Genomic DNA, 25,463 nt, shown 5'->3' with positions numbered 1-25,463 from the left:
GCACCGGTCTCAGTCTTCTTTATAGCGGTAGCCAATGCCGTACAGCGTTTCAATCTGATTGAAATTGTCATCCACCTGCCGGAATTTTTTCCGTACCCGTTTGATGTGGCTGTCGATGGTGCGGTCATCCACATACACGGTGTCACCATAGGCGGCATCAATCAGCTGATCGCGTGATTTGACGAGGCCGGGACGCATGGCGAGCGTCTTGACCAGCAGGAATTCCGTGACCGTCAGCGGCACATCTTCCCCGTTCCACGTACATTTATGGCGCAACTCATCCAGAGAAAGCGCGCCGCGCACCAGAGCGCCCCCAGCAGGTGCGCCGCTGGCTTCCGCACGGCTGGCCTCGTTCCGGCGCAGCAGGGCGCGGATGCGTTCCAGCAGCAGGCGTTGGGAGAAGGGCTTGGTAATATAGTCATCCGCGCCAAGGCGGAGGCCCATCAGCTGGTCCACTTCCTCATCTTTCGAGGAGAGGAAGATCACCGGCAGATGGGAGCGGGCCCGCAGGCGCTGCAACAGTTCCATGCCGTCCATGCGGGGCATCTTGATGTCCAGCACGGCCAGATCAACCGGGTAGGCTGTCAGGCCCTGTAAGGCCGATTCGCCATCGGTATAGGTGCGGACGTGAAAGCCCTCCGCCTCCAGAGTCATCTGGACCGACGTCAGGATATTACGGTCGTCATCAACCAGAGCAATCGTCTGCTTGGTGCGGTCTGCCATGGTATGCGTTTTCCTTCCTCGCGGTCAGCGCAAGCCAGTCAGCATACGCGCATCCTCGCCCGTGCGCTATGGGCAACGGTTTTCAGTTTGTCCAATTTTTGAGCACGTTGCGGCGCGCTTGTAAAATTGGTTGCAAAATCAGCATGGCAGGCGTTGCGGGTCTTGTCGCGTCCCATCACGTTGCTTACTTCTTGAAGCATGACCCAAGATACAGATCCCACACAGGTTGAGACGCAGGCCGCACCGGCTGCGTCCGACCACGCCGCCCCGCCTCAGGACGCCGCCGAAGCCGGGGCAGAACAGGCAACCGAGCAGTCTCCTGTCGAGCAGCGTATTGCCGAGCTCGAGCAGGAAGCTGCCGAGATGAAGGAAAAGTGGCTGCGTTCTGAGGCTGAAAACCAGAACCTGCGCACCCGCGCCAAGCGCGATGTGGATGATGCCCGCCAGTATGCCGTGCAGAAATTTGCACGGGATGTGGTGGAAGCGGCTGAAAACATGCGCCGCGCGCTCTCCAGCCTGCCGCCTGCGCAGGAAGGTGAAGATACGGTCATCACCAAAATGCGTGAGGGGATTGAAAGCACCGAACGGTCCTTTATCTCCATTCTGGAACGGCATGGCATCAAGTGTGATGACCCGTCCGGCAAGGCGTTTGACGCCAACCTGCATCAGGCTATGGCGGAACAGCCCAGCGCTGAGCATGCACCGGGAACGGTCATGCAGGCCTGGACCCCGACATGGACGCTGCATGGCCGCCTGCTGAAGCCGGCCATGGTGGTGGTGGCTAAGGCCGGAGAATAAATCCGGCCGAGAGTGCCCCGGATACCGGGCGGGAGATGGAAAAAATTGTTTCCCGCCCGGTGTCTGGACCTTGAAAGAGGTTTTGGGGCACCATACATCAGACTTAACATTCATGGCCGGTTTTCAGCGTGAAAGCAGGCCGGAAGAGATAGGACCCCGTCCGGTGCTTCGGGCCAGACCGGGTCGCTTAAAGGAGCAGACATGAGTAAAGTTATTGGTATTGACCTCGGCACGACCAACTCCTGCGTTGCAGTGCGTGAAGGCAATGAAAACCGCGTTATTGAAAACAGCGAAGGTGCTCGCACCACCCCGTCCATGGTCGCTTTCACCGAAGGTGGTGAAATGCTGGTCGGGCAGGCGGCTAAACGTCAGGCTGTTACCAACCCGACGAACACGCTCTACGCGGTCAAGCGTCTGATCGGCCGCCGGTATGATGATCCGACCGTGCAGAAAGACAAGGAAATGGTCCCCTACGCCATTGTCAAAGGTGACAACGGCGATGCGTGGGTCGAGGCGCGCGGCAAAGGATATGCCCCCTCCCAGATTTCCGCTTTCGTGCTCGGCAAGATGAAAGAAACCGCTGAGGCTTACCTCGGTGAAAAAGTGACGCAGGCCGTTATTACGGTGCCGGCTTACTTTAACGATGCCCAGCGTCAGGCTACCAAAGACGCCGGTCGTATTGCTGGTCTTGAAGTCCTGCGTATCATCAACGAACCGACGGCTGCTGCCCTTGCCTATGGCATGGAAAAGAAAAGCGGCGGCACGGTGGCTGTGTATGACCTTGGTGGCGGCACGTTCGACGTTTCCGTTCTGGAAATTTCTGACGGCGTGATCGAAGTGAAATCCACGAACGGTGATACGTTCCTGGGTGGTGAAGACTTCGATAACCGCATCATCGGCTATCTGGCTGACGAGTTCAAACGTGAGCAGGGCATCGACCTGCGGTCTGACAAGCTGGCTCTGCAGCGCCTGAAGGAAGCTGCTGAAAAAGCGAAGATCGAACTGTCTTCCTCCAAGGAAACGGAAATCAACCTGCCGTTCATCACCGCAGACGCTTCCGGTCCGAAGCATCTGGTGCTGAAGCTGACCCGCGCCAAGCTGGAAAGCCTTGTTGATGACCTGATTCAGCGCACGCTGGAACCCTGTAAGGCCGCTCTGAAAGACGCTGGCGTGTCTGCTTCCGAAGTGGATGAAGTCATCCTCGTCGGTGGTATGACCCGTATGCCGAAGGTGATCGAAGCTGTTAAGCAGTTCTTCGGTAAAGACCCGGCCCGTAACGTGAACCCGGATGAAGTGGTCGCCATTGGTGCTGCTATTCAGGGTGCCGTTCTGAAGGGTGACGTGAAAGACGTTCTGCTTCTGGACGTAACGCCGCTGTCTCTGGGTATCGAAACGCTGGGTGGTGTCTTCACCCGTCTGATCGACCGGAACACGACGATCCCGACCAAGAAGAGCCAGACCTTCTCCACGGCGGAAGACAACCAGAACGCTGTGACCATTAAGGTCTATCAGGGCGAACGTGAAATGGCGGCTGATAACAAGCTGCTGGGGAACTTCGACCTGACGGGTATTGCCCCGGCTCCGCGTGGTGTGCCGCAGATTGAAGTGACGTTCGATATCGACGCCAACGGCATTGTGTCCGTGTCCGCTAAGGACAAGGCGACCGGTAAGGAACAGCAGATCAAGATCCAGGCCTCTGGTGGTCTGTCCGACAGCGACATCGACAAGATGGTGAAAGACGCTGAAGCGAATGCTGAAGCCGATAAAGCCAAGCGCGAACAGGTTGAAGTGCGGAATAACGCAGAAAGCCTCGTGCATCAGGTCGAAAAGTCTCTGACGGAAGCTGGCGACAAGGTTCCGGCTGCTGACAAGACGGAAGCTGAAAGCGCGATTGCCGCTGTCAAAACCGCTCTGGAAGGCACCGATGCCGAAGCCATCAAGACGGCCAGCGATCGTCTGACGCAGGCTGCCATGAAGGTGGGCGAAGCCGTATACAAGGCTGGTCAGGCTGGTGAAGGCGCGCCGGAAGGTGAAGCTGGTGCTGCTGGTGCCAAGCCGAACGACGAAAAGATCGTCGATGCGGACTTTGAAGACGTGAACGACAAAAAGTCCTGATCGGACGCTTTAACCCGCTGCCACCTTGCTTGACGCAGGGTGGTAACGGCTTTTTTCTCCGGCGTCCGCGCTTCCTGGAAGGCGGACGCCGTTTGTCATTTTCAGACATCTGCTGCGCTTTTGTAAAAGGCAGTTTCCTGCAAGAGGACTTCCATGGCCACCAAGATTGATTATTACGAAATTCTTGAAGTTAGCCGGACGGTTTCATCCGATGAACTCAAGAAGGCTTATCGTAAACTGGCCATGAAATATCACCCCGATCGTAACCCAGGGGATGAAGCTGCCGAAGCAAAGTTCAAGGAAATCAATCAGGCATATGATGTCCTGAAAGATGAGCAGAAGCGCGCAGCTTATGACCGCTTTGGTCATGCAGCCTTTGAAAACGGCGGTGGCGGTGGCCCCGGCGGCTTCGACTTCAACGGCTTTGGTGGCGGTGGTGGTCTGGGCGACATCTTCGAGCAGATGTTTGGCGACATGATGGGTGGCCGCCGTGGCGGTGGCCGTGCCCGCACGGGTAATGACATCCAGACTCATGTTGAAATCACGCTGGAAGAAGCCTTCTCCGGCGTGAAAAAAGACGTAAAAATTATTACGCGCGTGGCGTGTGAGTCCTGCCACGGCACCGGGTCCAACGCCGGGGAAGCTGGCGTGGAAACCTGCCCGAGCTGCCATGGCGCGGGCAAGGTGCGGGCGCAGCAGGGCTTCTTTGTGGTGGAACGGCCTTGCCCGACCTGCCACGGGGCCGGACGCGTTGTGAAAGACCCCTGTAAGGTCTGCCATGGGGAAGGGACGGTCGAAAAAGAACGGACCCTCGCTGTGCAGATCCCCGCCGGTGTGGAAGACGGCACGCGTATCCGCATTACGGGCGAAGGCGAGTCTGGTGGGCAGGGTGTGCCTGCGGGTGATCTCTATGTGCATGTCTCTGTTTCAGAGCATGGGATTTTCCAGCGTGACGGCGCCAACGTTTATTGCCGCGTGCCGCTCCGTATGGGGCAGGCCGCTCTGGGCACAGAAATTGAAGTGCCGGTGATTGATGGCAACCGCGCCAAGGTGAAAATCCCGGCAGGCACGCAGACTGGGGCGCATTTCCGCCTGCGCGGCAAAGGCTTCTCCGTTCTGCGCTCCAGCGCGCGTGGCGATATGTATATTCAGGTGACGGTGGAAACCCCGCAGCATCTGAACAAACGCCAGAAAGAGCTGCTGGAAGAGTTTGAAAAAGAAGCCGGTGAGAACGTGAAGGGTAGCCCCGAACATACGGGCTTCTTTGCACGCGTTCGGGATTTTTTCGAAAATAAGGGCTGATCCGGCATGACAGATCAAGGGCTGCGTATCGGCATTGCCGGGATTACCGGGCGCGTAGGTCGTTTGCTGGTGGAAGAGGTGCAGGCTGCGGGTGCTGTGCTGGCAGGCGGCACTGTGCGCGATAAAGCGAAAGCGACCGGCCTGCCGGACGGGCTTGCTCTGTTTACGGACATGGCCGGTCTGGCAGCAGTGAGTGATGTGGTGATTGACTTCACCCATGCAGACACCGCTATCCCGCATGCGCAGGCTTTGGCGGACCACGATACGGCGTGGGTGCTAGGCACGACCGGGCTTTCTGAGCCGCAACAGGCGGCTGTCCTGAAGGCAGCGGAGACCATCGGGGTTGTGCATGCAGCCAATTTTTCGGCTGGCGTCACGCTGGTGCGTCGTCTGGCGCAGATGATGGGGCAGGCGCTCCCTGCCGAGTCTTATGATGCCGAGATTGTGGAAATGCATCACCGGCAGAAAGTCGATGCGCCGTCCGGCACCGCGCTGGCCATTGGTGAGGCCGTGGCAAAAGGCCGTGGCGTGGCGCTGACCGATGTGAAGGAGAGCGGGCGTGACGGCCATACCGGCCCGCGCAAGCCGGGCGCCATTGGGTTTGCAGCGCTGCGCGGTGGGCAGATTGTGGGAGAGCATGAGGTTCTGTTTACCTCTGCGGATGAGCAGATTACCCTGACCCATCGGGCGTTTGATCGGCGGGTGTTTGCCACCGGTGCGGTGCGGGCAGCTCTCTGGGTGCAGGACCGTCCGGCTGGATATTATGGGATGGAAGAGGTGCTCGGTCTGCCGCCTTGCTAAAGGCATTGCACTTTTTTTAAGACCTGACCTTATTCACATTTCCTATCGTGATATTTTCTTTTATCCGCTTCTAAAGGGCTGAATTCTGCGGTCTGCGCCGCAGAATAAGGGCTGGCAGATACTGGAAAAATGCCCGCTGCAAGCCAGCAGGAATATGGTCCTGATGGCTGCATAGCCGCAATACACTTGACCATTGGCCACTATTCCGCCACACGATCCCGTCGCCTTTTCTTAAAGGTGGCGGTCACAATTCCTAATTCACTAGTGCGTGGGGCAGACGGCACCATCATGCGTAAAGACGGCGATTTCCTGTTCACTTCGGAATCTGTTTCCGAAGGTCATCCCGACAAGGTTGCGGACCGGATCAGCGATACTGTTCTGGATGCTTATCTTGCAGCGGACCCGGAAGCCCGCGTGGCCTGTGAAACCATGGTGACCACAAACCGGATCATCCTGGCTGGCGAGGTTCGCGGCCCTTCTTCCATCACATCCGACAGCCTGATTCAGGCAGCGCGCGATGCAGTGAAGGACATTGGTTACGATCAGGAAGGGTTCTCCTGGCGTACGGCTGACGCGGCTAATTACCTGCACGCTCAGTCTGCTGATATTGCAGTGGGCGTGGACAGTGCTGGCGAGAAAGATGAAGGCGCTGGCGACCAGGGCATCATGTTCGGTCACGCGTCCACCGAGACCGACACTCTGATGCCGGCCACCATTTATTATGCACACCGCATTCTGCACGAAATTCGTGACCTGCGCCGTGCGGGTGACCCGCGTGCAGCCGGCCTGCAGCCGGATGCCAAAAGCCAGGTCACACTGCGCTATTCCAATGGTCGCCCCGTTGGCGCCACGTCCGTGGTGATCTCCACCCAGCATGATGAAGGCGTAAGCCAGCAGAAGCTGCGTGAAGAACTGGGTGACATTGTGCGCAATGTGCTGCCGGAAGGCTGGATGCCGCCGGAAGACGAGTTCTACGTCAACCCGACCGGTATCTTCGTCATCGGCGGTCCGGATGGTGACTGCGGTCTGACGGGGCGTAAAATCATTGTGGACACCTACGGTGGTGCAGCGCCTCATGGCGGCGGCGCATTCTCCGGTAAGGACCCCACAAAGGTTGACCGTTCCGCAGCCTATGCCTGCCGCTATCTGGCCAAGAACGTTGTGGCTGCTGGTCTGGCAGAGCGTTGCACGCTTCAGGTCTCTTACGCCATTGGCGTGTCTCATCCTCTGTCCGTTTATGTGGATCTGGATGGCACCGGCAAGGATGTGGACGAAGCCCGTCTGGGTTCCGTGCTGCGTGAGGTCATGGATCTCTCCCCGCGTGGTATCCGTAAGCACCTGCGTCTGAACCGCCCGATTTATGCACAGACGTCTGCTTATGGTCACTTTGGCCGTACGCCGGATGATGCGCGTGATGACTTTACGTGGGAGCGCACCGATCTGGTGGATGCCCTGCGTGGCGCCTTCAACCGCTAAGGTCTGACGACACGATGACGGAGGAAGTGCGCGCACCGGACGTTAAGCCGTCGCCCGAACGACTTTATGGGCGACCGCGCGGCCATTCGCTGCGTCCCCGTCAGCAGCGCCTTCTAGATGAGGCGCTGCCCCGCCTGCGCTTTCCGCTGGATCGCGCAGCGGACCCGGCCACAGCCTTTGGCCGCCCGCCACAGCAAATCTGGTTTGAAGTTGGATTTGGTGGCGGGGAACACGTGGTCGGGCAGCATAATGCCCACCCCGATGTTGGCTATATTGCCTCTGAAGTTTTTGATAACGGCCTGTGTTCTCTGCTGACCCGCTTTGTGCCGGTTGGAGAGGAGGCGACGTCCGCCATCCCCGAGATGTTGCGTCTGTGGGATGATGATGCCCGCGTACTGCTGCGTGCGCTGCCGGATGCCTCTGTGGACCGGCTGTTTCTGATGTTCCCGGACCCATGGCCCAAGGCCCGTCATGCCAAGCGACGCTTCATGCATCCGGAAAATGTAAGCCTTGTGGCCCGTGTGCTCAAGCCCGGTGCTGTGTGGCGCGTAGCGAGTGATGATCCGACCTATCAGGCATGGGTTGAGGAAGTCATGGCGGCACAACCGTTTTTTGAAGCCCCGCCGCCCGTTTCCGAACGGCCGGAAGGTTGGTTCCCCACCCGTTACGAAGCGAAAGCCATCGCAGCAGGTCGTCAGCCGCTCTACTGGACCTTTACGCGCCGTTAAGACCTTTTCCGGGGCGCATAAGGTTGCTCTTGGGCGGCTTGTTAGCTAATGAGCCGCTTTGAAATCAGGTTTAGCCGTGCGAAAGGTCCGACCATGAGCCAGACGACGCAACCCGTGCGCCGCGCGTTAATTTCTGTTTCCGACAAAACGGGGCTTCTTGACCTCGGTCGCGCGCTGGTTGCGCACGGTGCGGAAATCCTTTCCACAGGTGGCTCTGCCCGCGCTCTGCGTGAAGCTGGTCTTCCCGTCACCGAGGTGTCTGATCACACCGGGTTCCCGGAAATTCTGGATGGCCGCGTGAAAACGCTCGTGCCGCAGATCCACGGCGGTATTCTTGGGCGGCGCGATCTGCCAGCTCATGTCGCTCAGATGGAAGAGCACAAGATTGCTCCGATCGATCTGGTCGCGGTCAATCTCTACCCGTTTGAAAAAACGGTTGCCTCCGGCGCTGGCGCTGAAGACTGCATTGAAAATATCGATATTGGCGGCCCCGCACTGATTCGCGCCGCAGCCAAGAACCACGGTCACGTGGTGGTGCTGACGGATACCGCTCAGTATGCCGGGCTGATTGAGGCTCTGGGGCAGGGTGGCAGCACGCTTGAACAGCGCCGTGCCTACGCCGGTGCTGCTTATGCCCGTACTGCCGCTTATGATGCCGCCATTGCAGCATGGTTTGCCGCGCAGGCACAGAACACGCTGCCGGAACGCTTTGTGCTGGCTGGCCAGCGGGCAGAAGTGCTGCGTTATGGCGAAAACCCGCATCAGCAGGCTGCCTTCTACAAGGATGGCAGCACACGTCCCGGTGTGGCGACGGCTGTGCAGGTGCAGGGCAAGGCTCTGTCCTACAACAATATCAACGATACCGATGCGGCGTTTGAAGCTGTGGCCGAGTTTGACCGTCCGGCTGTGGTGATTGTCAAACACGCTAACCCGTGCGGTGTGGCTGTGGGTGACACGCTGTCTGCCTGCTGGGAGAATGCGCTGCGCTGTGACCCTGTGTCGGCCTTTGGTGGCATTGTGGCCCTTAATCGCACGCTGGACGCGGAAACGGCGACCAAAATCGCTGGTATTTTCACTGAGGTCATCGTCGCTCCGGATGCGGATGAAGAGGCCAAAACCATTCTGGCCCGCAAGAAAAACCTGCGCCTGCTGCTGACGGGTGGCCTGCCGGATGCCGCAGCATCTGGTGTGGTTGTGCGGTCTGTAGCCGGTGGTTTTCTGGCGCAGACGCGTGATAACGGGCAGATCAAACCCGAGTCCCTGCGTGTGGTGACCAAACGCGCCCCCTCCGCGCAGGAAATGGAAGACCTGATCTTTGCCTTCGGTGTGGCCAAACACGTGAAGTCCAACGCCATTGTCTACGCCAAAAACGATGCCACGGTGGGGATTGGCGCCGGCCAGATGAGCCGCGTTGATTCCGCCCGTATCGCCGCCAGCAAAAGCGGGGAAGCCGCTAAGGCTGCCGGGCTGGACGCACCGCTCACGCAGGGTTCTGTGGCCGCGTCTGACGCGTTCTTCCCGTTTGCAGACGGGCTGGAAACCATTGTGGCCGCAGGGGCGACCGCTGTGATTCAGCCGGGTGGCTCCATCCGGGATGATGAGGTGATTGCTGCGGCGGATGCTGCGGGTATTGCCATGGTCTTTACTGGTATGCGTCATTTCCGCCACTGACACGCTTTTCCGGCTCTTGCCGGACGCGCGTTCCTGACGAACAATGGCGCACAGTCTTCCTTATTCTGGCCTGAGGTCCGTAAAGCCTCAGGCCAGACTTCTCTAATCGGTTGATCCATGCGCCATCTGTTCTCCCTTCCAGCTTTCCTTCTGGCTTCTTCTGTAGCCGTTGCGGCTCCTGCCCATAAGGCACCCGCCGGGCAGCAGAATGCGGCAAACTTCGCTTCTCACCAGACGGTGACGGAAAAGGAAGCTGACGGGGTTTATGACCTCTCAGGCCTGCCGCATTTTAGTGGGCAGGTGTCGCAGTTTCTGCCGTCCTCCCACGGGAGTGTGGTCGGGTTCATTCTGCATGATGGCACGCAGGTGTTCATCTCTCCGGATCAGGGTCATACGCTGGCCGGTCTGATCAAACCCGGTGATACCGTCGATATCCGTGGACTGAAGGGCCGCACGTTGCCCATTATCCGCGCTTTTGGCCTCACCAGCCCGCGTGGCCGGGGCATGCAGGACACCTTTATTGCCATGCCTCGCCAGTCTACCGAGATGATTGCAGGCCCCGATCTGGTGCTGCATGGCGAGGTCTGGATGCCGCTCTATGATTTGGACGGCCAGCTGAACGGCGCGGTGCTGAAAGATCATTCCGTTATTTATCTCCCCCCGCGTGAGGCCACGCGTCTGGCTGCATGGCTCAAACCGGGTCAGACGCTTTATGCCGTCGGCACGGGCAGCAGTGGGGAACTGGGTGTAGCTATCGACGCACGGGAAATCGGTCCGGCTTCCAACCAGATGGTTGGGGTTGCAGTAGGGAATGCGCCCCCGCCGGGTCCGGCTCCGGGCAGTGCCGGGTATGATATTATTCCGGGGTCTGAAGGTCACTAACAGGTCCGTTTGAATGCGCCTCGGGCCTGATGCTGTGCTCGGGGTTGTCGGATAGCATCAGGTTTGTGTCTGCTGCGTCTCGTTTCTGAACCGAGAGAACTTTTTGAGCATCCCTGCGTTGGATTGGGGGAAGCGCAAAGCCGGAGTGCTCTTCCGGAGCAACTGCGGAGTTCTTAAGGAGAGACGAGATGGCTATTTTACGGTGGGTTCTGACCTTTCTGATATTGGCGTTGATTGCCTCCCTGTTCGGGTTTGGTGGCGCCGCCTCCAGCTTTGCTGGTGTTGCTAAAATTCTGCTGTTTATTTTTGTGGTGCTGCTGGTGGTCAGCTTCTTCTTTGGTCGTACACCCACATAGTAGTGAGGGGTTTGTCCTCAAGGATCTTCGAGGCTGATTAAAAATAGGAAAGCGTGTGGTCTCTTCAGGCTACACGCTTTTTTTATGGGCCTGCCTTTAATGGGACCGTTTAAAAAAGCTCAGGCTTTCAGGCGCAAAAGAGGACCCTATGGAACAGATTAGCTGGTCAGATTTTGAAAAGGTGATGATTGTGGCGGGGACGATCCTCCGTGCAGAGCTGTTTCCGGAAGCACGGAAGCCTGCCTATAAAATCTGGGTGGATTTTGGGCCCTATGGGGAGCGTAAAACCAGCGCACAGGTGACACGCCTCTACACGCCCGAAATGCTTATCGGGCGGCAGATTATCGGGATTATCAATTTTCCGGAAAAGCAGATCGGCCCGTTTCGTTCCGAGTTCCTGCTGTCAGGGTTTGAAACGGAAGAGGGCGTCGTGCTGGCGGGTCTGGAAAGGCCTGTGCCCAATGGCACCCGGCTGAGTTGAGGCTGCGCTAAAAAGCTTCCTGGGTGCAGCCATTCGAGCGATAAAATCTCGATGGTGCATGAAGCTAGGGAGAGAAAAAGTCCCGATAGCTCATAAAAAAGAGAGACGCGGCAAACCGTCACGTCTCTCTTTCTCTGTTCAGCGTTCCTTCAAAAGGAAGGTCGCTTAGCCTTCAATCTGGCTGAAATCCGCAATCAGACGCATCATCCGCACCAGACGTGAAAGCAACCGCAGGCGGTTGAGGCGCAGCGGAGCGTCCGGCGCGTTAACGGTGACGTCCTCAAAGAACTTGTCCAGCGGTGCGCGGAGGCTGGCGGCTTCCCGCATGGCGTCGGTAAAGCGTTCTTCTGCAAACGCCTTTTCCACAGCCGGTTCAACCCGGTCCAGCGTGGCGGCTAGTGCCTGTTCTTCCGGCTGAGCAAACAGGGCCGGGTCCGGCGCGCCTTCATGCGGACCATCCTTGCGGTCTTCAATCCGCAGGATATTGGCAGCGCGACGGGTCGCGGCCAGCAGGTTCTTGCCGTCTTCCGTTTCCAGCATGGTTTCCAGCGCCTGTGCGCGGGCCAGAAGGCGGGTGATGTCCGTATCGGTATTGCCGGTGGAAATAGCGGCAAGGCAGTCATACCGTGCGCCTTCCGAGCGCAGCTGGACACGCAGGCGCTCAGCCATAAACTGCGGCAACAGAGCCAGATCCGGCGCATCGCGCAGGGATTCCGGCAGTGCTTCAGCAGCCAGCAGGAACAGTTTGACCAGATCCAGACGCAGACCGTTTTCACGGATCAGGCGGATAATGCCCAGAGCCGCGCGGCGCAGACCGAAGGGGTCGCCCGAGCCGGACGGTTTTTCACCCGCGGCAAAGAACGCGGCCAGCATGTCAAACCGGTCTGCCAGACCCATCACGACAGAAACCGGAGCAGTCGGCACCGTGTCGCCGGGGCCGCGTGGCATATACTGCTCGCTTATAGCCTGACAGACAGGAGGCGTTTCGCCGTCATGCTGCGCGTAGTAGCCCCCCATTACGCCCTGCAGTTCCGGGAATTCCCCGACCATGCCGGTGGTCAGATCCGTTTTGCTGAGTTCGGCGGCGCGTTCACAGTCCGCTTTGGAGGCTCCAACCATCGGAGCAATCAGCCCGGCCAGACGCACCATACGGCGCGTGCGGTCACCCTGACTGCCAAGTTTGGCGTGGAAGGTGATGGCGTCCAGCGCGCTCAGGCGAGAGGCGAGGGTCTGCTTGCGGTCCAGATCCCAGAAGTGGCGCGCATCCGCAAAACGGGCATGCAGCACGCGCTCATTGCCGGTCACAATCAGCGTGCCGTCATCTGCCGGGACAATATTGGCCACAAAGGCAAAGCGCGGGGCGGCGGACCCATCACCATTGCGCAGGGCAAAATAACGCTGGTTGACGCGCATGGAGACCTGCATCACCTCGGCGGGCAGATCCATGTATTTTTCGTCAATCCGGCCAAGGAACGGCACTGGCCATTCCACCAGCCCGGCGACTTCATCCACCAGCCCGGAATCCGGCACAAGGGCCAGACCTTCTGATGAGGCAAGGGCCGTCAGGCCTGTAATGATGGTTTCCCGGCGGTCTGCTGCATGCACCTGCACATGGCGGGCCTTGAGTGTGTCCTGCCATTCCGCAGCGCTGCTGACAGTCACCGCACCGGGGGAGAGGAAGCGATGGCCTTCCGTCTGGTTGCCAGACTGGAGGTTGTGGCCGTTATCGTCACCCTGTGCGAGAGAGAACGGCACCGTCTCACCATCCAGAATGCACAGAATGCGACGCAGCGGGCGCACCCATGTAAAGGCGCTCCCCTGGCCCCAGCGCATGGATTTCGGCCATGGGAAGCGGCGCAGCAGGTCCGGCATGATGGCAGCAATATGCTCTTTGGCGCTGATGGCGGGTTCTTCCCGCTCCAGTACCCAGAAGCCGTTTTGCAGGGTCAGGACATCCTGCGTCACCCCGTGTTTGCGGGTGAAGCCTTGCAGGGCCTTTTCCGGCGCACTTTCACGCGGGCCGCGTTCAGACACCGTGCGGCCGGGCACGTTGGCGTCCAGCGTGCAGGAGGCCGCAATACGGCGCGGGCCGGTATAGGCCACAGCGTCTTTCGGGTTCAGCGGGGCCAGAGCTTCAGACAGCAGGCGCAGCAGATGCTCACCCGCCTGCTGCTGCATGCGAGCGGGAATTTCTTCTGAAAAAAGTTCTATCAGCAGTTCGGGCATGATCTTATTTGTCCTCGCCAGCCAGCCAGGTCTCACAGCACAGTTTTGCCAGTGTCCGCACACGGCCAATATAGGCGGCGCGCTCGCTCACGCTGATCACGCCGCGCGCATCCAGCAGGTTGAACAGATGGCTGGCCTTCAGGCACTGGTCATAGGCAGGCTGCGCTACACCGGCTTCCGCCAGGGCCGCACTTTCTTTTTCTGCATCGGCAAAATGGCGGAACAGCAGTTCCGTATCCGCCAGCTCAAAGTTATGGCGGGAATAGTCCTGCTCGGCACGCAGAAAGACATCGCCGTAGGTCAGGCCGGTCCCGTTGTAATCGAGGTCATAGACGTTCTCGACGCCCTGCACATACATGGCCAGACGTTCCAGCCCGTAGGTCAGTTCCGTGGAAGGCAGTACCACCGGAATACCGCCCACCTGCTGGAAGTAGGTAAACTGGGTGACTTCCATCCCGTCACACCACACTTCCCAGCCCAGCCCCCATGCGCCGATGGTCGGGTTTTCCCAGTCATCTTCCACAAAGCGGATGTCGTGCCGGTCCGGGTCAATCCCGATGGCGCGGTAGCTGTCCAGCAGGAGTTTCTGGCTTTCTTCCGGCGTGGGCTTCAGCAGCACCTGATACTGGTAATAATGCTGGAGCCGATTGGGGTTTTCCCCATAGCGACCATCGGACGGGCGGCGGCAGGGCTGCACATAGGCAGCTTTCCACGGTGTGCTGCCCAGAGCCCGAAGGGTGGTGTGGGGGGAAAGCGTGCCCGCGCCAATTTCCTGGTCATAGGGCTGGAGAATGGCGCACCCCTGCTTTGACCAGAACTGGTGAAGGGTCAGGATCAGGTCCTGAAAAGAAAGAGGCCGCTCGGTAGGGCGGGGAGACGCCGGGTCCATGGTCAGGGTGAAACTCCGCAGTATGACAATCAGGGTGTGCGCAGAGCGCGCACGGCGGGGCACACCATACAGGGGCGCTGCGCATTCAGGAAGAGAAGGCATGCAACTCCCTGCAGCTCTCCTCTTGCAACGCTCTTGCCGCCTCGCCACATCTTAGCCAGACTAGTGCTATCTTATGCAAACCAGTGCATCAGGCTGGCAGCACATGCCGCAGGCAGGGAAAAGAGACGATGACCAACGAGGAACGCGACCTCATTGCGAAATTTGTAGCCAGAGTGGGCGGTGCGTCCCAGTCCGGTTTTGGAAGCGTGCCCAGCACGAAGCCCAATCTGCCGCCGATAGACCCGGATGCGGATAAATTCCTGGCGCAGGAATTCCAGCAATATCCGGAAGCCCGCTATCGTATTACGCAGATGGCTGTGGTGCAGGAAATGGCGCTGGTGGAGGCGCAGAACCGTATTCAGCAGCTTCAGTTCCAGTTGCAGCAAGCTCAGCAGGCGTTGCAGCAGGCTCAGTCTCAGGCCCAGCAGAAACCGGCTGGCGGCGGTGGTTTTCTGGGCGGCCTGTTTGGTGGCGGTCAGCGTGGGCCGCAGGCTCAGCCGCAACAGTCTGCACCTCCGGGCTGGGGCGGTCGCCCTGCGGCCATGCCGCCGCAGTACCAGCCGCAGCCGCTGCCTTATGGGGCGCAGCCGGGCATGTTCCGCAGTGGCTCGGGCTTTCTGGGGTCCGCTCTTTCAACCGCGACGGGTGTTGCCGGGGGCATGCTGGCAGCCAACGCGCTGACAGATCTGTTCAGCGGCCATCATGGTGCCGGGGCTGACGGCGGATGGGGCGCAGGTCAGCCGAGCGAGACCGTTATCAACAACAATTATGGGGATGGTGCGGGCGCAGACCCGTTTGCCGGAGCCGGAACGTCTGCTGATCAGGGCTTTGATGCCGGAAGCAATGACTGGGGCGGTGATGCTGGTGGCGACGCTGGCGGTGGTGACTGGGGCGGCGATCAGGATTTCTGAGGCAAACCCAACAAAAAGATCCAAAAGGGGGCGGCTTCGGTTGCCCCTTTTTTATTTAGGATGTTGGCTCGGTTGCAGGCGCCATGGAGCGCACCAGTTCCAGCACGCGCTTGCGGACAACGGCGTCGGGGATGCGGTAATAGGCGCGGATCAGTTCAATGGTTTCCTTGCGGGAAAACAAAGAGGCTTCCTGATCCGAAAAAACAGACGCAGTCCCGGTCTGAAACGGGGTTTCAAAAGGCTTCCGGTTTTGTGACAGGCCGCCGTGGAAAGTGGGTGGGGGCTGAGGACCCGAGGTCTGACCAGACGCAGGCATATCATCAAAGAAAAAGCTGATCGGCACGTCCAGCGCGGAGGCCAGATCGTAAAGACGCGATGCCCCGACACGATTGGCGCCACGTTCATATTTCTGCACCTGCTGAAACGTAATGCCGAGAGGCTCCCCCAGTTTTTCCTGAGACATTCCCAACAGCGTGCGTCGCAGGCGGATACGACGCCCGACATGCATGTCAACCAAACCTGCCCGGGGGATAGAGGCCTTTGGGGCAGGGAAAGGAGAGGTTGTTTCTGTCACGCAATTTCTCACCGAAGAAAGGAGAGTAATTTATAAACCAGATGGTAACTGTTTATAAACCATTTATTAAAGTTTGCAGGGCTGCTCACGTGACTATTGTCAGGTTTGAAAAATATCGTGCCCATACTGAATAATACAAAACATTAGAATAGTAATAGCAGGCGGCATGTTTGAAAATATCAATCATTAAATTATTGTTATTAAAAGGGTTTCCGCGCCTAATTAGCTGATTAAGGCATGCTGTAAAAGAAATTTTGTCTAAAAATTATCTTAACGGCAAAGAAATATTTATTTTATCTCAATTATATTCACCGCTTCCGTCCTGGACGAACAACTGCAAGCAGAAAAACAGCGAGGCTCAGGAGGGCAGGAAGGCTGCGCCCATACTGGGCGAACAGGGGCGCAGGCAGCGCCGCAGGAAGGGGCACAACCAGGGTGCCTGTTTTCCCCCACCCAAGGCGCGCGAGCTCATGCCCAAAACCATCATAGGCAATGGAAATGCCAGTATTGGCGGCGCGGGCGATGGGTAGCCCTTCTTCTACAGCGCGCAGCCTGACGGATGAAAGATGCTGGCGAGGACCTGCGCTGTCTCCAAACCAGCCATCATTTGTTACATTGGCCAGCCAGCGGGGGCGGTCATGTTCGTCTACCGTCAGGCCTGAGAAAATTACCTCATAACAGACCAGTGGTCCTACAGGCGGAATGCCCGGCAGATGCCAGGTCTGTGCGCCCGGACCGGCTGCCATGCCTCCTTGCGGGACAATTTGCAGTGGGATGAAGGGGGGCTGGTATTCGCCAAATGGTACCAGTCGGGCTTTGTCATAAACGGCAGCAATATCGCCGTTCGGCGCGAGTGCCAGAACTGAGTTCCGGTAACGGCCATTTTCATCCACGCGCAGAGCGCCAATTAATCCGGCATCCGAGCCCGGTGCCCATTCCATAATAATCTGGCGGGCGCGCGGGCTGTCCTGCAACAACATGGAACCGGGGAAGGAGGTTTCCGGCCACAAAAAGACGATCGGACGGTTAATGGCGTCTGGGAAAGCAGGATGGGGGCGCTGGTCGCGGGCTTGAAGTATGCCATCTGCCGTCAGGTGCAGGTAGCGCATGAAAATATCGCGCGGATTAAGATGACCAACTTTTTCCGTCTCAGGCACATTGCCCTGCACAAGCACGGTGATCGGCCCTTGCTCTCCCGCAGGATGCACGGTTTTGAGCCGCACTATACTGGCGGTCAGACTGACGCTGATAAGAAGGGCTGCGCAGGCTGCGATCCGGATACGGTCGGCGTGGCGCGGGAAAAGCTGGCACGGGCGACTGGCGCGAGCCCGGAAGGCATCCTGCAACGCTTCGCCGCCAAACAATGCGCCCAGAACCACAAAAAAGGTCAGGCCATCCACGCCAATCCACGCGGCGGGCTGAATCAGCACATCGCCGACCACGCCGGGGATTGCCAGACTGCTGCCGAGCGGATTCCACGTAAACCCGCTGAACAGGAAGACGCGCCCCATATCAAACAGGGTCCAGCTGGCCGCGAAGGCCAGAATGCGACGGGGGCCAGCGGGAGCAAGGCGGCACAGCGCCGCCGGAGCAGCGACCATTGGGGCCAGAATCAGCGCGCAGCCCAGAGAGGGGAATGGCACAAACCACCAGAACTCTTCTGCGCGGATCATTACAGCATTGACCAGCCAGTATAGGTTGGCGGCATAGAAGCCGAACCCGAACAGAGCACCTGCCCAGGCTGCATTTTTCCAGCTCGGAGCCCGATTCAGCACCCGGCCCAGAGCGGGAAAGGTGATGAGCAGAATGGGTAGAAAATGAACAGGTGGCAGGGCAAGTGCTGAGAGCACGCCCATACCCAGCATCAGGCCATCCTGACGCCATCCTGACGCCCGGTTTTTTCGCCGCTCTGCCCGTGCTTCGTCAGACGCAGGTGATGGAGGCCTGCGCCAGAACGACAGACGGCTCAGCACGGTGCGGGAAACGCCGGATCAGCCTGACAATGCCGCTCAGTCAAGCGCATCGCGCAGGCGGCGTTCATAGTGGCGATAGTATTTGTCTGCGAGCAGTTCACTTTTCACCAGCACCGCAACGTCTGTCGTGTTGAACTGGGGGTCAATCACTGCGCCATCACCCACATAACCGCCAAGGCGCAGATAGCCTTTGATGAGCGGCGGCAGGCGCGCCAGACTTTTGCGGAAGTCGATGGAATGTGGGTCCACCCGCAGCATGTCCACGCGCCGTTCCGGCAGGGCCTTCACTCGCAGGGCCGGGGGGGCCAGATGGTTGTGATAGAGATAGGTCAGCTCGTTCGCAATGGCATCCGGGTTGGTGCCCGGCAAGCTGGCGCAGCCGAACAGGACGTCAATGCGATGCAGGAAAATGTAGGACGCAATGCCGCGCCACAACAGCTGCATGGCGGCCCGGCCCCGATAGTTCTTGTCCACGCAGGAGCGGCCGACTTCCAGCAAACGCCCCGGAAATTCCGTCAGGGGGGAAATATCGTATTCGCTGGCGGAGTAGAAACGGCCAATTTTTGCAGCCGCATCACCCTGCACAAGGCGGTAGGTGCCCACCACGCCGCGCGCATCGGAGGCAATGGCGTGGTCAATCACCAGCAGGTGGTCAGCAACCGCATCAAACTCATCAATATCGCGCTTCAGGCGCAGGGTTTCTGCGTCCGGGTGCGCGCCCATTTCCTCATAGAACACGCGGTAACGCAGGGCCTGGGCGGCATCGCGTTCATCATCGGTGGTGGCAATGCGCACGCTCAGGTTGCCGCCCCGGAGTTCAGGAAAGCCCTTGCGTTCCAGATCCAGAGTGGAGAGAGAGCCTGCCGGCAGTTGATCCGCGCTCATGAGGCTGCTCCTTTGCGTTTTGCGGCCTGCGCCGTTTTGCCTGCCTGCTGGGTCTGCGGGCGCTTTTTGCCAAACAGTTCAAGACGCATGGACACAAAGTCAAACCCCAGCCGTTCTGCAACGCGCCGCATCAGCTCTTCATGTTCCGGGTCTTCAAACTCAATCACCTTGCCATTATCCACATCAATCAGATGGTAATGATGGCGGCCATGTTCGGTGGCTTCATAGCGGGCGCGTCCGCCACCAAAGTCACGGCGTTCCAGAATCCCCTTTTCTTCCAGAAGCCGAACGGTGCGATACACCGTGGCCACGGAAATACGGGAATCCAGCGCTGAGGCTCGGCGGTAGAGTTCTTCTACATCGGGATGGTCATCAGCGTCCGACAGAACGCGTGCAATGACACGGCGCTGCCCCGTCATCTTCAGGCCATGTTCGATGCACAGCTGCGCAATCCGCGATTCTGTCGACTGTGATTTCAAGGGCGCAAATCCTGCTTGTTACCACCTGCATTCATGAAACATCAGGTAGCCGAAAAGGGGAGAGGTTGTCCAATTTTACACACACGCACAGGTTTTTTAAGCTCTGATTTCAAATGGTTTCTGCCACCAGCGCTGTGGCCCTGAGGAGAATGCGTCATGAAAAACACGAGAGAGCCGTCAGAGATCCTGCCTGCGGATTCGTCTCATCCTGAGACGCTCATGCTGGATATCACGCATGAAAAATGCCCGATGACGTTTGTGCGCACCCGTCTGGCGCTGGATGGCATGGCGCCGGGGGGGCTGCTTGCTGTGCGGCTGAAGGGCGAGGAACCTCATAAAAATGTCCGCCGCTCCGTGCTGGCGCTGGGCCATACCGTGCTGTCCGAGCAGGCGGAAGAGGATGGCAGCGTGGTGCTGACGATCCTGAAAAAAGACCCCGCACCGGCAGGCTGAACGCAGCCGCCAATGCGGGGTCTGATAACGGTCCCCGGGCCTGAGACTTAGTTGTTCATGGCCTCGAAGAAGTCGTTGTTGGATTTGCTGTATTTGAGCTTGTCCAGCAGGAAGTCCATGGCGTCCATCGTGCCCATGGGGGCCAGAATACGGCGCAGCACCCACATTTTGGACAGGGTGGCGCGGTCCACCAGCATTTCTTCCTTACGCGTGCCGCTCTTGGTGATGTCAATCGCGGGGAAGGTGCGCTTGTCAGCCAGTTTACGGTCAAGGATCAGCTCGGAGTTACCCGTGCCCTTGAACTCTTCAAAGATCACTTCATCCATGCGGCTGCCGGTATCAATCAGCGCCGTGGCGATAATGGTCAGAGAGCCACCTTCTTCAATGTTACGGGCCGCACCGAAGAAGCGCTTGGGCCGCTGCAGCGCGTTGGCGTCCACACCACCGGTCAGCACCTTGCCGGATGACGGCACAACAGTGTTGTAGGCGCGGGCCAGACGGGTGATGGAGTCCAGCAGGATGACCACATCGCGCTTGTGTTCCACCAGACGCTTGGCTTTTTCCAGCACCATTTCCGTCACCTGCACGTGGCGGTGGGCCGGTTCATCAAAGGTGGAGGAAATCACTTCACCCCGCACGGAGCGGGCCATGTCCGTCACTTCTTCCGGGCGCTCATCAATGAGCAGCACGATCAGGAAGCATTCCGGATGGTTGGCGGAGATGGAGGAGGCTATGCTCTGCAGCATGACCGTCTTACCGGTGCGCGGGGGTGCCACAATCAGCGCACGCTGGCCCATACCGATGGGGGCGACCAGATCAATCACGCGGGGTGTGAAATCCTGCGTGCTTTTGCCCTTCTTGCCCTTGGTTTCGCTCACCGGCGGGGCAGCGCTTTCCACTTCCATCTGCAGGCGGCGCTCAGGGTAGAGTGGGGTAAGGTTATCAAAATTGATGCGGTGCCGGACGGCTTCAGGCGCTTCAAAATTGATGCTGTTGATTTTCAGCAGCGAGAAATAGCGTTCGCCATCCCGCGGGGCGCGGATCTGCCCTTCAACCGTATCACCCGTGCGCAGAGCAAAGCGGCGCACCTGAGCGGGGGAGATATAAATATCATCCGGACCGGGGAGGTAGTTTGATTCGGGAGAGCGGAGGTAACCGAACCCGTCATGCAGGATCTCGAGTGTGCCATCACCGTAGATCGCCTGGTCGTTATCGGCCAGCGCTTTCAGAATGGCGAACATCATGTCCTGCTTGCGCAGGGATGATGCGTTTTCAATATTCAGGTCTTCGGCACAGGCCAGAAGATCGGCCGGAGATTTGGCCTTGAGTTCCGCAAGATGCATTTAGGAATGCCCTGACTGGCAGTAGTTCAGAAATGGGGAGGTCCGGATCAGTCTTGCGCAAAGCCCGGAAACACGGCGTGTCACAGCAGAGGTGCGCCACGGCGGCCCGGATAGCAGGATGATCCTGACATGAGGGAAAGCACTGGACAGGTGAAGTCAGCCAGTTCTGGAGGTGGAGAATAAATCCGCAAGTCTGGTTCGTCAACCAGACTTTACAGGCGCTTAGGGCGCTGGCGCAGGTGTGATGGCCGCCTGCCATGTGTCCCGGCTGAGCCAGTATTGCGAGACCGAGGTGTCGGGCGAGATGAAGTTTGTTACCTGAGACCAGAGCTGGCTCGGTCTGGGGTGGGAGGTCAGCGCACCGGAGAGCAGCGTGGCGGAGCAGGGGCCATCCAGCAGGATATCCCGGTCAGACAGGGTGACTTTCAGGTGGCAGTGGCTCAGCTGTGCGGAGGTGGCGGGCGTAAGAGTGCCGCTTACCGGCCCGGCATCCACAGGACGCATGGCGGAATCCAGCCGCATCATTTCACCCGCTACGGTGCCCGGACCTGTCTGATGCAGGCCGACCAGAATGCGGCGGGTGTGTATGGAAGACAGTCCGCCATAGCGCAGCGGTTCTGCACTCAGCTGGTTGAAGATCGCCTGATAGCCAGCCTGACTGATGGCCGGGTTTGTCTTGATCTCGGCAGCGTGCCCCGTCTGGCTGGCGGCAAGGCTGAGCAGGCAGGCCGCGCCCGCAGGCACTAAACCACGCAGGCGGGAAAACAGAGTGCGATGTGTCATTTGATGCCTCCAAGCCAACCTTTGCGCCAGAACCACAGCAGCGGCAAGCCGACGGAGGCCGCCATAAGCCCCAGTGAATACCAATAGCCAAAGGACCAGTTAAGTTCCGGAATATCCTTGAAGTTCATGCCATAGACCCCGGCAATCAGGGTTGGAGCAACGCCGATAAAGCTGACAACGGTCAGCACCTTCATCACGCCATTCTGTTCAATACTGATAAAGCCTAACGTCGCATCCAGCAGAAATTCCACCTTACTGGCCGCCTGAGAGACGTAATCGCTCAGCGAGGACAAATCGCGGTTGGCCGTCGCCATGCGGGACCGCAGCGCGCCGGACAGCGCATAAGGCGCATTTTCGGTCGGGATGGTGGTCACCCCGGCTTCAAAACGGCGGGACGTGATGGGCAGGCCAGAGGCCGGGGCCATGCCGTCCTTTTTGCTTTCACTCAGAAAGATTGTGATGCGTTCCAGCCCCAGCAGGGAGTCCCGCACGCGGGAGCAGAGATCGCCCGAACTGCCAACACGCTCCAGCAATTCGCGCTGCCATGCCGCGACGCTGCGCACCTTAGGCATGTTCTGCCGCCGTTTGAAAATGTCCTTGGAAAGCTTGTCCAGCAACATGCCGACACTTTCCAGAATATCTGCCAGCCGGTCCACAATGGTTTCAATCAGCGCCACCAGCACCTCGCCGGGGCCAATAGGGGCTGGCTCCAGTGGCCGGCCCTGTCCACTGGCGTCTGCCGCATCGCTTTCTCTCTGCTCTGGCGTGAGAACCATGCTGGGGGCGGGCGTGGTGGCTGGCGCGGGCGGCAGGGTATGCTCGGCCACAAGCTGGGCCACATTCTCAAAGGAAGGGTAGGGCTGATAGCGAATGGTAACGAGCCGTTCCGCCGTGAGCACAAACCCAACCGGGAAGGCCTCAAATTCCAGCCCTGTTTTTTTGAGCAGGGGGGTGGAGAGGAATGCTGCTCCATTGCGCACGCTGATGCGTGAGGAGCTTTCAATCTCGTTCAGGTCATCCAGTGTGGGGAGGGGCTGGCCGCAGATTTTGGCGGCGAGTTCCTGTTCTTCCTGAGTAGGGTTCAGCAGGTCAATCCATGCTACGCCGTGGGCGTCGGCCTCACTCTCAATCGCCCGTGCGGGGGCGCCGGGCTTGTGGGCCAGAAACATGAAATTCTCCTCGGGCGTATCGTTTTGTTACTCTTGCGAACCGCTAACACACGGGCGCAGGAAATATGACCAGACCGGCGGACAGTGACAAGTGACAGTCCTGAATAGCGGAAAAGCCTCGATCCACCCTCCCGACCGGGTGAAATTTAGACTCTGTGCCCTCTGTGCAAGTGCGTTCAGCTTCTGGTAAGCCGGATGCCTGCTTTTTAGGGCAGGGCGACCCGGCACATCACGCAAAAATCAGGAGCGGCAGAACCACCCATGGCGGACCCGGCAGAACAGCACAGCACAGCAGCACAGCCCAATTCTCTTCGGCACGGACCGGATGAGCGTGGCCACTTTGGCGGCCGTTACGGTGGCCGGTTTGTGGCGGAAACCCTCATGCCCCTGCTGCTGGAACTGAACGCGGCGTACGAGGCCGCCAAGGCCGACCCGGCTTTCCAGAAAGAGCTGGATTTCTACCTGCGTGATTATGTTGGTCGCCCCAGCCCGCTCTGGTTTGCCCGCCGCATGACGGAAGAGCTGGGCGGCGCGAAAATTTACATGAAGCGCGAAGAGCTGAACCATACCGGCTCCCACAAGCTCAATAACGTCATGGGGCAGATCCTGCTGGCCCGCCGCATGGGGCGCACCCGTATTGTGGCGGAAACCGGAGCCGGGCAGCATGGTGTGGCGACGGCCACGGTCTGTGCGTTGTTCGGGATGCAATGCGTGATTTACATGGGCGCTACAGACGTTGAGCGGCAGAAGCCCAACGTCTTCCGTATGCGTCTGCTGGGCGCTGAGGTTGTGCCCGTGACCGCCGGGGCGGGCACCCTGAAAGACGCCATGAACGAAGCCATGCGCGACTGGGTTGCCAACATTGCGGATACCTATTTTCTGGTGGGCACCGTGGCTGGCCCGCATCCGTATCCGGCCATGGTGCGTGATTTCCAGAGCGTGATTGGTGAGGAAACCAAAGAGCAGATGCAGGCGCAGGAAGGCCGCCTGCCGGATGTGATTGTTGCGGCCATTGGTGGCGGCTCCAACGCCATGGGGATTTTCCATCCGTTTCTGGATGACGCCTCTGTGCGGCTGATCGGCGTGGAAGCGGCTGGTCATGGTCTGGATAGCGGCAAGACGGCAGCGTCCATTGAGCGCGGTCGGCCCGGCGTGCTGCATGGCAATCGCACTTATCTGTTGCAGAATGCCGATGGCCAGATTGACGAGGCGCATTCCATCAGCGCCGGTCTGGATTATCCGGGCGTGGGGCCGGAACATTCCTGGCTGAGCGATATTGGCCGCGCGGAATATGTGGGGGCCACGGATGATGAGGCGCTGAAAGCCTTCCAGCTCTGCACCCGCACGGAGGGGATTATCCCCGCGCTGGAATCCGCGCACGCCATTGCCTATGCCGCCAAAATTGCGCCCACCTTGCCGAAAGAGACGCTGCTGGTCGTCAATATTTCTGGCCGGGGGGACAAAGATATTTTCACCGTTGCCGAGCATCTGGGAGTGAAGCTGTGAGCCGTATTGCCGCCCGTTTCAAAACACTGGCCGCACAGGGGCGCGGTGCACTCATCCCGTATCTGGAAGCATTCGACCCGGATCTGGAAACCTCTCTGGCGCTGCTGAAGGCCATGCCTGCCGCCGGGGCGGATCTGATTGAAGTCGGCATGCCGTTTTCTGATCCCTCCGCCGATGGCCCGGTCATTCAGCTGGCCGCCCGCCGTGGGCTGAAGGCTGGGGCAACCGTGGCTGGTGTGCTGAAAATGATTGCTGCCTTCCGTGAGCAGGATCAGGAAACGCCCATTATTCTGATGGGCTATCTCAATCCTGTGGAAGCGTACGGCCACGCCCGCTTCTGCGCGGATGCTGCCAAAGCCGGGGTGGATGGCCTGATTCTGGTCGATCTGCCGCCGGAAGAAGCCGATATTCTGGAACAGCCCGCGCAGGATGCTGGTCTGGATATCATCCGTCTGGTGGCCCCCACGACGTCGGACGAGCGTTTGCGTTATGTGCTCTCGCACGCCTCCGGCTTTGTCTATTACGTGAGCATTACCGGCATTACCGGTACGCGTACCGCCAGTGCCGAAGCCTTGCAGGAAGCCCTTCCGCGCCTCCGCGCTGCGACTCACCTGCCGGTGGCCATTGGCTTTGGCATCCGTACGCCGGAACAGGCCGCGACGGCGGCAGGGATTGCAGATGGGGCCGTGGTGGCCTCCGCGCTGCTCTCCACACTGGCTGACACGCTGGATGCGGATGGCAAGGCGACTGACCAGACCCTGCCGCGGGTGCTGAACCAGATTAAGGACCTCGCCGCAGCTGTGCGGGCCGGGGAGAAAAAGGCGGGATGATGCGTCA

General features: G+C 59.2%; 24 protein-coding genes. 14 read left to right on the top strand and 10 right to left on the bottom strand.

The window, feature by feature from the left end:
• Positions 1-9 precede the first annotated feature (9 nt).
• Entirely contained in the window at positions 10-723 is a 714-nt protein-coding gene (locus ACHQGU_RS13300) for a response regulator transcription factor (RefSeq protein WP_043551284.1), read from the bottom strand.
• Positions 724-921: 198 nt separating this feature from the next.
• Here ACHQGU_RS13300 and ACHQGU_RS13295 point away from each other — a divergent pair, with 198 nt between their 5' ends.
• The 10 genes from ACHQGU_RS13295 (at position 922) to ACHQGU_RS13250 (ending at position 11,333) form a co-directional block, all read left to right on the top strand.
• Positions 922-1,521, top strand: a complete 600-nt coding sequence (locus tag ACHQGU_RS13295) for a nucleotide exchange factor GrpE (RefSeq protein ID WP_395495330.1) — start codon at positions 922-924, stop codon at positions 1,519-1,521.
• 201 nt (positions 1,522-1,722) lie between these two features.
• Positions 1,723-3,636, top strand: coding sequence for a molecular chaperone DnaK (gene dnaK, locus ACHQGU_RS13290; protein ID WP_061492219.1), 1,914 nt, complete (start codon positions 1,723-1,725; stop codon positions 3,634-3,636).
• Between the two features lie 153 nt (positions 3,637-3,789).
• Positions 3,790-4,938, top strand: a complete 1,149-nt coding sequence (gene dnaJ, locus ACHQGU_RS13285) for a molecular chaperone DnaJ (RefSeq protein ID WP_062248507.1) — start codon at positions 3,790-3,792, stop codon at positions 4,936-4,938.
• A gap of 6 nt (positions 4,939-4,944) precedes the next feature.
• Positions 4,945-5,739, top strand: coding sequence for a 4-hydroxy-tetrahydrodipicolinate reductase (gene dapB / locus ACHQGU_RS13280; protein WP_395495329.1), 795 nt, complete (start codon positions 4,945-4,947; stop codon positions 5,737-5,739).
• Positions 5,740-6,027: 288 nt separating this feature from the next.
• Positions 6,028-7,215, top strand: a complete 1,188-nt coding sequence (gene metK / locus ACHQGU_RS13275; protein ID WP_062142436.1) for a methionine adenosyltransferase — start codon at positions 6,028-6,030, stop codon at positions 7,213-7,215.
• A 14-nt stretch (positions 7,216-7,229) separates the two neighbouring features.
• Entirely contained in the window at positions 7,230-7,943 is a 714-nt protein-coding gene (locus ACHQGU_RS13270; RefSeq protein ID WP_395495328.1) for a tRNA (guanine(46)-N(7))-methyltransferase TrmB, read from the top strand.
• Positions 7,944-8,036: 93 nt separating this feature from the next.
• Complete coding sequence (gene purH / locus ACHQGU_RS13265) at positions 8,037-9,614, top strand: bifunctional phosphoribosylaminoimidazolecarboxamide formyltransferase/IMP cyclohydrolase (RefSeq protein WP_395495327.1); 1,578 nt, start codon at positions 8,037-8,039, stop codon at positions 9,612-9,614.
• A 117-nt stretch (positions 9,615-9,731) separates the two neighbouring features.
• Entirely contained in the window at positions 9,732-10,496 is a 765-nt protein-coding gene (locus ACHQGU_RS13260; protein WP_062142424.1) for a hypothetical protein, read from the top strand.
• 188 nt (positions 10,497-10,684) lie between these two features.
• Positions 10,685-10,852, top strand: a complete 168-nt coding sequence (locus tag ACHQGU_RS13255) for a DUF1328 domain-containing protein (protein ID WP_082779372.1) — start codon at positions 10,685-10,687, stop codon at positions 10,850-10,852.
• A 148-nt stretch (positions 10,853-11,000) separates the two neighbouring features.
• Positions 11,001-11,333 carry a tRNA-binding protein gene (locus tag ACHQGU_RS13250; protein WP_062142426.1) on the top strand — a complete coding sequence of 111 codons (333 nt, stop codon included), beginning with the start codon at positions 11,001-11,003 and terminating at the stop codon, positions 11,331-11,333.
• 165 nt (positions 11,334-11,498) lie between these two features.
• Here the strand turns inward: ACHQGU_RS13250 and glyS are convergent, their stop codons facing one another.
• Both glyS and ACHQGU_RS13240 read right to left on the bottom strand, forming a co-directional pair.
• Positions 11,499-13,559: a glycine--tRNA ligase subunit beta gene (glyS, locus tag ACHQGU_RS13245; RefSeq protein WP_395495326.1), complete on the bottom strand. Its 2,061-nt coding sequence runs from the start codon at positions 13,557-13,559 to the stop codon at positions 11,499-11,501.
• Between the two features lie 4 nt (positions 13,560-13,563).
• Positions 13,564-14,448, bottom strand: a complete 885-nt coding sequence (locus tag ACHQGU_RS13240) for a glycine--tRNA ligase subunit alpha (RefSeq protein WP_061492225.1) — start codon at positions 14,446-14,448, stop codon at positions 13,564-13,566.
• A gap of 230 nt (positions 14,449-14,678) precedes the next feature.
• Between ACHQGU_RS13240 and ACHQGU_RS13235 the strand changes: the two genes are divergently transcribed.
• Positions 14,679-15,461: a DUF2076 domain-containing protein gene (locus tag ACHQGU_RS13235; protein WP_062248102.1), complete on the top strand. Its 783-nt coding sequence runs from the start codon at positions 14,679-14,681 to the stop codon at positions 15,459-15,461.
• 55 nt (positions 15,462-15,516) lie between these two features.
• Here the strand turns inward: ACHQGU_RS13235 and ACHQGU_RS13230 are convergent, their stop codons facing one another.
• The 4 genes from ACHQGU_RS13230 to ACHQGU_RS13215 form a co-directional block, all read right to left on the bottom strand.
• Positions 15,517-15,969, bottom strand: coding sequence for a helix-turn-helix domain-containing protein (locus ACHQGU_RS13230; protein WP_395495325.1), 453 nt, complete (start codon positions 15,967-15,969; stop codon positions 15,517-15,519).
• A gap of 374 nt (positions 15,970-16,343) precedes the next feature.
• Positions 16,344-17,900, bottom strand: coding sequence for an apolipoprotein N-acyltransferase (gene lnt, locus ACHQGU_RS13225; protein ID WP_395495324.1), 1,557 nt, complete (start codon positions 17,898-17,900; stop codon positions 16,344-16,346).
• Between the two features lie 144 nt (positions 17,901-18,044).
• Positions 18,045-18,893 carry a GNAT family N-acetyltransferase gene (locus ACHQGU_RS13220; RefSeq protein ID WP_062142041.1) on the bottom strand — a complete coding sequence of 283 codons (849 nt, stop codon included), beginning with the start codon at positions 18,891-18,893 and terminating at the stop codon, positions 18,045-18,047.
• Positions 18,890-19,312 carry a transcriptional repressor gene (locus ACHQGU_RS13215; protein WP_156470076.1) on the bottom strand — a complete coding sequence of 141 codons (423 nt, stop codon included), beginning with the start codon at positions 19,310-19,312 and terminating at the stop codon, positions 18,890-18,892. The genes ACHQGU_RS13220 and ACHQGU_RS13215 overlap by 4 nt, the downstream gene beginning before the upstream one ends.
• A gap of 216 nt (positions 19,313-19,528) precedes the next feature.
• Here ACHQGU_RS13215 and ACHQGU_RS13210 point away from each other — a divergent pair, with 216 nt between their 5' ends.
• Positions 19,529-19,825 (top strand): sulfurtransferase TusA family protein, encoded by a 297-nt coding sequence (locus ACHQGU_RS13210; RefSeq protein WP_395495323.1) that lies wholly within the window; start codon positions 19,529-19,531, stop codon positions 19,823-19,825.
• 47 nt (positions 19,826-19,872) lie between these two features.
• Here the strand turns inward: ACHQGU_RS13210 and rho are convergent, their stop codons facing one another.
• The 3 genes from rho to ACHQGU_RS13195 all read right to left on the bottom strand — a co-directional run bounded on the left by rho (position 19,873) and on the right by ACHQGU_RS13195 (position 23,120).
• Positions 19,873-21,168 carry a transcription termination factor Rho gene (gene rho, locus ACHQGU_RS13205; RefSeq protein ID WP_043551267.1) on the bottom strand — a complete coding sequence of 432 codons (1,296 nt, stop codon included), beginning with the start codon at positions 21,166-21,168 and terminating at the stop codon, positions 19,873-19,875.
• A 222-nt stretch (positions 21,169-21,390) separates the two neighbouring features.
• Positions 21,391-21,951 (bottom strand): hypothetical protein, encoded by a 561-nt coding sequence (locus ACHQGU_RS13200; protein WP_395495322.1) that lies wholly within the window; start codon positions 21,949-21,951, stop codon positions 21,391-21,393.
• Positions 21,948-23,120 carry a magnesium transporter CorA family protein gene (locus ACHQGU_RS13195; protein ID WP_062248109.1) on the bottom strand — a complete coding sequence of 391 codons (1,173 nt, stop codon included), beginning with the start codon at positions 23,118-23,120 and terminating at the stop codon, positions 21,948-21,950. Before ACHQGU_RS13195 ends, ACHQGU_RS13200 begins: the two co-directional genes overlap by 4 nt.
• A gap of 261 nt (positions 23,121-23,381) precedes the next feature.
• On the opposite strand from ACHQGU_RS13195, the gene trpB reads away from it, so the two are divergent.
• Complete coding sequence (trpB, locus tag ACHQGU_RS13190) at positions 23,382-24,626, top strand: tryptophan synthase subunit beta (RefSeq protein WP_062142044.1); 1,245 nt, start codon at positions 23,382-23,384, stop codon at positions 24,624-24,626.
• Complete coding sequence (gene trpA / locus ACHQGU_RS13185) at positions 24,623-25,456, top strand: tryptophan synthase subunit alpha (protein WP_395495321.1); 834 nt, start codon at positions 24,623-24,625, stop codon at positions 25,454-25,456. Before trpB ends, trpA begins: the two co-directional genes overlap by 4 nt.
• The last annotated feature ends 7 nt before the right edge of the window (positions 25,457-25,463 follow it).

Origin of the sequence: Acetobacter sp. KSO5 (assembly GCF_044094635.1) — a bacterium.
GTDB classification, from domain to species: domain Bacteria; phylum Pseudomonadota; class Alphaproteobacteria; order Acetobacterales; family Acetobacteraceae; genus Acetobacter; species Acetobacter cerevisiae.
Note: the sequence above shows the minus strand (reverse complement) of the source record. Positions and strands in the feature narration are given on the sequence as shown.

What these genes read in the sequence shown, in the direction of transcription:
- ACHQGU_RS13300 (WP_043551284.1), bottom strand. Translation starts at nt 723, where the DNA reads ATGGCAGACCGCACCAAGCAGACGATTGCTCTGGTTGATGACGACCGT.
- ACHQGU_RS13295 (WP_395495330.1), top strand. Translation starts at nt 922, where the DNA reads ATGACCCAAGATACAGATCCCACACAGGTTGAGACGCAGGCCGCACCG.
- dnaK (WP_061492219.1), top strand. Translation starts at nt 1,723, where the DNA reads ATGAGTAAAGTTATTGGTATTGACCTCGGCACGACCAACTCCTGCGTT.
- dnaJ (WP_062248507.1), top strand. Translation starts at nt 3,790, where the DNA reads ATGGCCACCAAGATTGATTATTACGAAATTCTTGAAGTTAGCCGGACG.
- dapB (WP_395495329.1), top strand. Translation starts at nt 4,945, where the DNA reads ATGACAGATCAAGGGCTGCGTATCGGCATTGCCGGGATTACCGGGCGC.
- metK (WP_062142436.1), top strand. Translation starts at nt 6,028, where the DNA reads ATGCGTAAAGACGGCGATTTCCTGTTCACTTCGGAATCTGTTTCCGAA.
- ACHQGU_RS13270 (WP_395495328.1), top strand. Translation starts at nt 7,230, where the DNA reads ATGACGGAGGAAGTGCGCGCACCGGACGTTAAGCCGTCGCCCGAACGA.
- purH (WP_395495327.1), top strand. Translation starts at nt 8,037, where the DNA reads ATGAGCCAGACGACGCAACCCGTGCGCCGCGCGTTAATTTCTGTTTCC.
- ACHQGU_RS13260 (WP_062142424.1), top strand. Translation starts at nt 9,732, where the DNA reads ATGCGCCATCTGTTCTCCCTTCCAGCTTTCCTTCTGGCTTCTTCTGTA.
- ACHQGU_RS13255 (WP_082779372.1), top strand. Translation starts at nt 10,685, where the DNA reads ATGGCTATTTTACGGTGGGTTCTGACCTTTCTGATATTGGCGTTGATT.
- ACHQGU_RS13250 (WP_062142426.1), top strand. Translation starts at nt 11,001, where the DNA reads ATGGAACAGATTAGCTGGTCAGATTTTGAAAAGGTGATGATTGTGGCG.
- glyS (WP_395495326.1), bottom strand. Translation starts at nt 13,559, where the DNA reads ATGCCCGAACTGCTGATAGAACTTTTTTCAGAAGAAATTCCCGCTCGC.
- ACHQGU_RS13240 (WP_061492225.1), bottom strand. Translation starts at nt 14,448, where the DNA reads ATGGACCCGGCGTCTCCCCGCCCTACCGAGCGGCCTCTTTCTTTTCAG.
- ACHQGU_RS13235 (WP_062248102.1), top strand. Translation starts at nt 14,679, where the DNA reads ATGACCAACGAGGAACGCGACCTCATTGCGAAATTTGTAGCCAGAGTG.
- ACHQGU_RS13230 (WP_395495325.1), bottom strand. Translation starts at nt 15,969, where the DNA reads ATGCATGTCGGGCGTCGTATCCGCCTGCGACGCACGCTGTTGGGAATG.
- lnt (WP_395495324.1), bottom strand. Translation starts at nt 17,900, where the DNA reads ATGCTGGGTATGGGCGTGCTCTCAGCACTTGCCCTGCCACCTGTTCAT.
- ACHQGU_RS13220 (WP_062142041.1), bottom strand. Translation starts at nt 18,893, where the DNA reads ATGAGCGCGGATCAACTGCCGGCAGGCTCTCTCTCCACTCTGGATCTG.
- ACHQGU_RS13215 (WP_156470076.1), bottom strand. Translation starts at nt 19,312, where the DNA reads ATGACGGGGCAGCGCCGTGTCATTGCACGCGTTCTGTCGGACGCTGAT.
- ACHQGU_RS13210 (WP_395495323.1), top strand. Translation starts at nt 19,529, where the DNA reads ATGAAAAACACGAGAGAGCCGTCAGAGATCCTGCCTGCGGATTCGTCT.
- rho (WP_043551267.1), bottom strand. Translation starts at nt 21,168, where the DNA reads ATGCATCTTGCGGAACTCAAGGCCAAATCTCCGGCCGATCTTCTGGCC.
- ACHQGU_RS13200 (WP_395495322.1), bottom strand. Translation starts at nt 21,951, where the DNA reads ATGACACATCGCACTCTGTTTTCCCGCCTGCGTGGTTTAGTGCCTGCG.
- ACHQGU_RS13195 (WP_062248109.1), bottom strand. Translation starts at nt 23,120, where the DNA reads ATGTTTCTGGCCCACAAGCCCGGCGCCCCCGCACGGGCGATTGAGAGT.
- trpB (WP_062142044.1), top strand. Translation starts at nt 23,382, where the DNA reads ATGGCGGACCCGGCAGAACAGCACAGCACAGCAGCACAGCCCAATTCT.